This is a genomic window from Pseudomonas sp. PA-1-6B (assembly GCF_021609545.1).
GTDB lineage: Bacteria > Pseudomonadota > Gammaproteobacteria > Pseudomonadales > Pseudomonadaceae > Aquipseudomonas > Aquipseudomonas fluorescens_BV.
In genome coordinates this window covers 22,511-28,952 of the sequence record NZ_WJZM01000070.1, presented here as the reverse complement: position 1 = coordinate 28,952, position 6,442 = coordinate 22,511, and the positions used below count along the sequence as shown (strand labels likewise).

Genomic DNA, 6,442 nt, shown 5'->3' with positions numbered 1-6,442 from the left:
TCCCTGTCGAATTCCGGCCAGCGTGGTTTAACGGGGCGCCTAAGATCAAAAGCAGATCAAGATCAAGAGCGGCTCGCTTCGCATCGTGGTTACCGTTGAGCTAACAGAGTTATGTAGATACCTATGCCGCGATAGGGCCAGCCCAATCAACGCAAATCAAACAGCCAACAGGCGCTCACGCAACTTGCCAATCTCATCCCGCGTCTGCGCCGCCGCTTCAAACTCCAGATCCCGCGCCAACTGGTACATCTTCTCTTCCAGTTGTCGAATCCGCTTGGTGATCTCACTCGGTGAGCGCAGTTCGTTTTCGTACTTGGCGCTCTCCTCGGCGGCCTTGGCCATGCCCTTGCGCTTCTTGCTGCGCGAGCCGGGCACGGTGGCGCCTTCCATGATGTCGGCAACGTCCTTGAACACGCCTTTGGGGGTGATGCCGTGCTCCAGGTTGAACGCGATCTGCTTGTCGCGACGACGCTGGGTCTCGCCAATCGCACGCTCCATCGAACCGGTGATGCGGTCCGCATACAGGATCGCCCGTCCATTGAGGTTACGCGCCGCTCGGCCGATGGTCTGGATCAACGAGCGCTCGGAGCGCAGGAAGCCCTCCTTGTCCGCATCCAGGATCGCCACCAGCGACACTTCCGGCATGTCCAGGCCTTCACGCAGCAGGTTGATCCCCACCAGCACATCGAAGGTGCCCAGGCGCAGGTCGCGGATGATTTCCACGCGTTCCACGGTGTCGATGTCCGAGTGCAGGTAACGCACGCGCACGCCGTGGTCGGCCAGGTAATCAGTCAGGTCTTCGGACATGCGCTTGGTCAGGGTGGTGACCAGCACCCGCTCTTCCAGGGCCACGCGCTTGTTGATTTCCGAGAGCAAGTCGTCGACCTGCGTCAGCGCCGGGCGAATTTCGATTTCCGGGTCCACCAGGCCAGTGGGACGCACCAGTTGCTCGATGACGCGGCCCGCGTGCTCGGCTTCATAGTTGCCGGGCGTAGCGGAGACGAAGATGGTCTGCGGGCTGATGGCTTCCCACTCGTCAAAGCGCATCGGCCGGTTGTCCAGCGCCGACGGCAGGCGGAAGCCGTACTCCACCAGAGTTTCCTTACGTGAGCGGTCCCCCTTATACATGGCGCCCACCTGCGGCACGCTGACGTGGGATTCGTCGATCACCAGCAAGGCGTCCGGTGGCAGGTAGTCATAGAGGGTCGGTGGCGGCGCCCCGGAGTCACGGCCCGACAGGTAGCGCGAGTAGTTTTCGATGCCGTTGCAGTAGCCCAGCTCCAGAATCATCTCCAGGTCGAAGCGGGTGCGTTGCTCCAGACGCTGGGCTTCCACCAGCTTATTGTTGGAGCGCAGGTATTCCAGGCGCTCGGCCAGCTCGACCTTGATGCCCTCGATGGCGCTCATCAGGGTTTCACGCGGGGTCACGTAGTGGCTTTTCGGGTAGAAGGTAAAGCGCGGCAGCTTGCGGATCACCTCGCCGGTCAACGGGTCGAAGGCTGACAGGCTTTCGACCTCATCATCGAACAGTTCGATGCGGATGGCTTCTAGGTCGGATTCGGCCGGGTAGATGTCGATCACATCGCCGCGCACCCGGAAGGTGGCGCGGGCGAAGTCCATGTCGTTACGGGTGTACTGCAGGCTCGCCAGGCGGCGCAACAGTTCGCGCTGGTCGAGTCTGTCGCCACGGTCGACGTGCAGCACCATCTTCAGATAGGTTTCCGGGCTGCCCAAGCCGTAGATGCACGACACCGTGGTGACAATGATCGCGTCTTTGCGCTCCAGCAGTGCCTTGGTGGCCGACAGCCGCATCTGCTCGATGTGGTCGTTGATCGACGCATCCTTCTCGATAAAGGTATCGGACGACGGCACATAGGCTTCGGGCTGGTAGTAGTCGTAGTAGGAAACGAAATACTCCACCGCGTTGTTGGGGAAGAACGCCTTGAACTCGCCGTAGAGCTGCGCCGCCAGGGTTTTGTTTGGCGCCAGCACCAGGGTCGGGCGGTTGGTCTGGGCGATCACATTGGCGATGCTGAAGGTCTTGCCGGAACCGGTCACCCCAAGCAGCGTCTGGTGCGCCAGGCCGGCCTCGATGCCTTCGACCATCTGACGAATGGCTTCCGGTTGATCGCCGGCGGGTTCAAAACGGGTAACGAGCTGGAAATCCGACATAACGTACCTCGTGAAGTCACCCCAGACTCGACACCGCCAGGGACGAAATAGCTCAGCAACCCGCGAATAATCATCGCAGGTTGCAGGAAAAAACCATGATAGCTGTAGAAGTGGTGTCGAATGTGACGGGTTTCAAGGCCGTCTTCCTACACGACCTTTATCGTCAATGTTGCAATAAGACTAACGGTCAGCAAATAAACCGAAAAACTTGGCCGAAAAGCCGTTTCCGTTGTCGCTCTCAGCCGTGATGGCCTCTATACTAGCTCCCCGTTTGTGCACCGCTCTAGTGCATTCGGCTGGAGCGCGACACGTCCCTCCTACCCCCCATAGAGCTGCCGCAAAAATGAGCCTGTTCTCCGCTGTCGAAATGGCACCACGCGATCCAATCCTGGGCCTCAACGAAGCATTCAACGCCGACACACGAACCACCAAGGTGAACCTTGGCGTGGGCGTTTACTGCAACGAGGAGGGGAAGATTCCACTCTTGCGTGCCGTTGCCGAAGCGGAAGCCATTCGCGTGGCGCAACATGCCGCCCGAGGCTACTTGCCAATCGACGGCATCGTGGCGTACGACCAGGCCGTGCAAAAGCTGCTGTTTGGCGCTGAGTCGCCACTGTTGAGCGCAGGCCGTGTGATTACCGCCCAGGCCGTGGGCGGCACGGGCGCGCTGAAAATCGGCGCCGACTTCCTCAAGCAACTGCTGCCCAACGCCGTCGTCGCCATCAGCGACCCAAGCTGGGAAAACCACCAGGCGCTGTTTGAAAAAGCCGGTTTCCCGGTGCAGACCTACCGCTACTACGACGCCGCCACCCACGACGTGAACCGTGCCGGCCTGCTCGAAGACCTCAACGCCCTGCCGCCACAGTCCATCGTGGTGCTGCACGCTTGCTGCCATAACCCGACCGGCGTCGACCTCAGCCCGGCCGACTGGCAAAACGTGCTGGACGTGGTCAAGGCCAAGAACCTGGTGCCGTTCCTCGACATGGCCTACCAGGGCTTCGGCGATGGCATCCACGAAGACGCCGCCGCGGTGCGCCTGTTCGCTGAGTCGGGCCTGACCTTCTTTGTATCCAGCTCGTTCTCCAAATCGTTCTCGCTGTATGGCGAACGCGTAGGCGCGCTGTCGATCGTCAGCGAGTCCAAGGAAGAAAGCGCGCGCATCCTGTCCCAGGTCAAGCGTGTGATCCGCACCAACTACTCCAACCCGCCGACCCACGGCGCAGCCATCGTCGCCGCCGTACTTAACAACCCGGAACTGCGCGCCCAATGGGAAGCCGAACTGGCCGAGATGCGCCTGCGCATCCGTGGCATGCGCGAGCAGATGGTGGCCGAACTGGCCAAGGCTGCTCCAGGCCATGACTTCAGCTTCGTCGGCCGCCAGCGTGGGATGTTCTCCTACTCCGGCCTGACCGTTGAGCAAGTCACCCGCCTGCGCACCGAATTCGGGATCTATGCGCTGGATACCGGTCGCATCTGCGTGGCGGCACTGAACCAGTCGAACATTGGTGCAGTGACCAAGGCGATTGTCCAGGTGCTGTAAGCGAGCACACGTTATACGAAGGGGGAAGCCAATGGCTTCCCCTTTTTATTGGCGAACACACTAGACTGAATACCGACTGCCCCCTTGCTGTGAGAGCTTTATGAGAAACGACGACCTGGACCTGCGCGCCGACCGTGACGAATTGCACGACTATGCCCCACGCGCACCGCAAGCCAAGCGGCAGAAGAGCTTGGTGCTGCAGGTAGCGCTGGGAGTATTCCTCGGAGGGTTGGCGTTATGGCTGGTACAACTGGGCGCGACGGCAATCATGGCCAAACTGGCCATGGGCACTCTGCAATTTGGCGGCTGATGTAAGACACCTGTGGGAGCTGGCTTGCCTGCTCCCACATTTGATCTAGGATGCTGGCAGATTGCGTTCTTGCAGTAGTTTTACGAAGCTGTTCAAGCTCTGCGACACCGTGCCCCGCCGCCAGATCAGCCAGGTATTCAAGGTACGGAACGTGTCGGGCAGCGGCCACACGCTCACCGCCGCACACCCCGGCATACTCTCCAGCATACTGCGCGGCATCAGCGCCAGCCCCGCCCCGGCGCTGACACAGGCCAACATGCCGTGGTACGACTCGATCTCGAAGATCCTGCCCGGCACCGCGTCATCCTGTGAGAACCAACGTTCAAAGTGATGCCGGTACGAGCAGTTCGAACGGAACGTATAGATGTTCTCGCCATTCACATCCTGGCCGCGGGTGATCGGCGCGTGATGCAGCGGCGCAATCACCACCATCTCCTCCTCGAACACTGCCACACCTTCCAGCGTGGAATGCAGCACCGGCCCGTCGACAAAGGCCGCCGTTAGCCGCCCGGACAGCACACCCTCAATCATCGTGCCCGACGGTCCCGTGCTCAGGTCCAGCTCGACTTTGGTGTACTGCTGGTTATAGGCCGCGAGCAAAGCGGGGATACGCACCGCCGCCGTGCTTTCCAGGGAGCCCAAGGCAAAGGCGCCCTGGGGCTCCTCCCCCGCCACCGTGGCGCGGGCTTCCTGCACCAGGTCGAGAATACGCCGCGTATAGCCGAGGAAATTCCACCCCGCCGGGGACAAACGCAAGCGGCTCTTCTCGCGGATAAACAACTCCACGCCCAAGTCCTGCTCCAACTGCTTGATGCGCGTGGTGAGGTTCGACGGCACACGATGAATCAACTGCGCGGCGGCGCTGATGCTGCCTTGCTCGGCAACGGCCTTGAAGATTTCCAGCTGCACCAGATCCAAATCATTCTCCAATCGTGAATGTATCGCTTAATATTATTCAGTTTCCAGAAAAGATACAGCCCCGTACGCTGGCCGTCATTCACTCCTTCAGCCGGACGGTGCCATGAACGCTATATCCCACCAGACCCACGCCCTGTCGATCAACCCCGCCAACGGCGAAACAGTCGGCAGCTACCCCTATGAAAGCGCAGAACAGCTGAACGCCGCCCTCTCCCGCTCGACCGATGCCTTCCGAACCTGGCGCCGCACGCCCGTGAGCCAGCGCGCCGAATACCTGCTGGCCCTGGCTGCAGCCCTGCGTGAGCAAGCCGAAGACATGGCGCAAATGATCACCCTGGAAATGGGCAAACCCATCGCCCAGGCCCGCGCCGAAATCGAAAAATGCGCGCAACTGAGCGAATGGTACGCCGCCCACGGCCCGGCCATGCTCGCCCCGGAGCCCACCCTGGTGGACAACGGCAGCGCCCGGATCGAATACCGCCCACTGGGCCCGATCCTCGCGGTAATGCCGTGGAATTTCCCGGTGTGGCAAGTGCTGCGTGGTGCAGTGCCGACCCTGCTCGCCGGCAACACCTACGTGCTCAAACATGCGCCCAACGTGATGGGCAGCGCCTACCTGATCCAGCAAGCATTGCGCAAAGCCGGTTTTGCCGAAGGCGTGTTTGAAGTGATCAACGTGACCCAGGATGGCGTGTCCACCGCCATCGCCGACCCGCGCATCGCCGCCGTGACCCTCACCGGCAGCGTGCGCGCCGGCATCGCCATCGGCTCGCAGGCCGGGGCCGCGTTGAAGAAATGCGTGCTGGAACTGGGTGGCTCCGACCCGTTTATCGTGCTCAACGACGCCGACCTCGACGCCGCCGTACAAGCCGCCGTCATCGGCCGCTTCCAGAACAGCGGTCAGGTCTGCGCCGCCGCCAAGCGCTTGATCATCGAAGCGGGCGTGGTTGAAGCCTTCACCGCCAAATTCCTTGAAGCCAGCCGCGCCCTGGTGATGGGCGAGCCCACCGCGGACGCCACCTATATCGGCCCCATGGCGCGCTTTGATCTGCGTGACGAACTGCACGGCCAGGTGCAGGCGACCCTGGAAGAAGGCGCCACGCTGCTGCTGGGCGGCCATAAAGTCGCGGGCGCGGGCAATTACTACGAACCGACAGTATTGGCCGACGTCACCGACCAAATGACCTCGTTCAAACAGGAACTGTTTGGCCCCGTGGCCTCGATCATCACTGCCCGCGACGCCGAGCACGCTGTGGCGCTGGCCAATGACAGCGAGTTTGGCCTGACCGCGAGCATCTTCACGGCCGACTCGGCAAAGGCACAGGCGATTGCCGACCAGCTCGAAACCGGCGGGATCTTCGTCAACGCGTTCAGCGTGTCGGACCCGCGGGTGGCATTTGGCGGCGTGAAGAAAAGCGGGTTCGGCCGCGAGCTGTCGCACTTCGGCGTACGCGAGTTCTGCAATGCGCAGACGGTGTGGCTGGATCGTAAGTAGCCTGCCA

5 protein-coding genes are annotated in these 6,442 nt (G+C 61.6%); 3 read left to right on the top strand and 2 right to left on the bottom strand.

Going from position 1 to position 6,442, the window contains the following annotated elements:
* Window positions 1–156 precede the first annotated feature (156 nt).
* A complete protein-coding gene (gene uvrB / locus GIV35_RS24235; protein ID WP_236265834.1) occupies window positions 157–2,172 on the bottom strand; it encodes an excinuclease ABC subunit UvrB in 2,016 nt (671 codons plus the stop codon).
* A 343-nt stretch (window positions 2,173–2,515) separates the two neighbouring features.
* On the opposite strand from uvrB, the gene GIV35_RS24230 reads away from it, so the two are divergent.
* Both GIV35_RS24230 and GIV35_RS24225 read left to right on the top strand, forming a co-directional pair.
* Window positions 2,516–3,712: an amino acid aminotransferase gene (locus GIV35_RS24230; protein ID WP_034116881.1), complete on the top strand. Its 1,197-nt coding sequence runs from the start codon at window positions 2,516–2,518 to the stop codon at window positions 3,710–3,712.
* A 100-nt stretch (window positions 3,713–3,812) separates the two neighbouring features.
* Window positions 3,813–4,022, top strand: a complete 210-nt coding sequence (locus GIV35_RS24225) for a hypothetical protein (RefSeq protein WP_005789784.1) — start codon at window positions 3,813–3,815, stop codon at window positions 4,020–4,022.
* A gap of 45 nt (window positions 4,023–4,067) precedes the next feature.
* Here GIV35_RS24225 and ptrR read toward each other — a convergent pair whose 3' ends face one another.
* Window positions 4,068–4,940 (bottom strand): putrescine utilization regulator PtrR, encoded by an 873-nt coding sequence (gene ptrR / locus GIV35_RS24220; RefSeq protein WP_236265836.1) that lies wholly within the window; start codon window positions 4,938–4,940, stop codon window positions 4,068–4,070.
* 103 nt (window positions 4,941–5,043) lie between these two features.
* On the opposite strand from ptrR, the gene GIV35_RS24215 reads away from it, so the two are divergent.
* Window positions 5,044–6,435 carry an aldehyde dehydrogenase family protein gene (locus GIV35_RS24215; protein ID WP_236304463.1) on the top strand — a complete coding sequence of 464 codons (1,392 nt, stop codon included), beginning with the start codon at window positions 5,044–5,046 and terminating at the stop codon, window positions 6,433–6,435.
* Window positions 6,436–6,442 lie beyond the last annotated feature (7 nt).

Coding starts and splice junctions, on each gene's coding strand:
- GIV35_RS24230 (WP_034116881.1), top strand. CDS start 2,516: ATGAGCCTGTTCTCCGCTGTCGAAATGGCACCACGCGATCCAATCCTG.
- GIV35_RS24215 (WP_236304463.1), top strand. CDS start 5,044: ATGAACGCTATATCCCACCAGACCCACGCCCTGTCGATCAACCCCGCC.
- uvrB (WP_236265834.1), bottom strand. CDS start 2,172: ATGTCGGATTTCCAGCTCGTTACCCGTTTTGAACCCGCCGGCGATCAA.
- GIV35_RS24225 (WP_005789784.1), top strand. CDS start 3,813: ATGAGAAACGACGACCTGGACCTGCGCGCCGACCGTGACGAATTGCAC.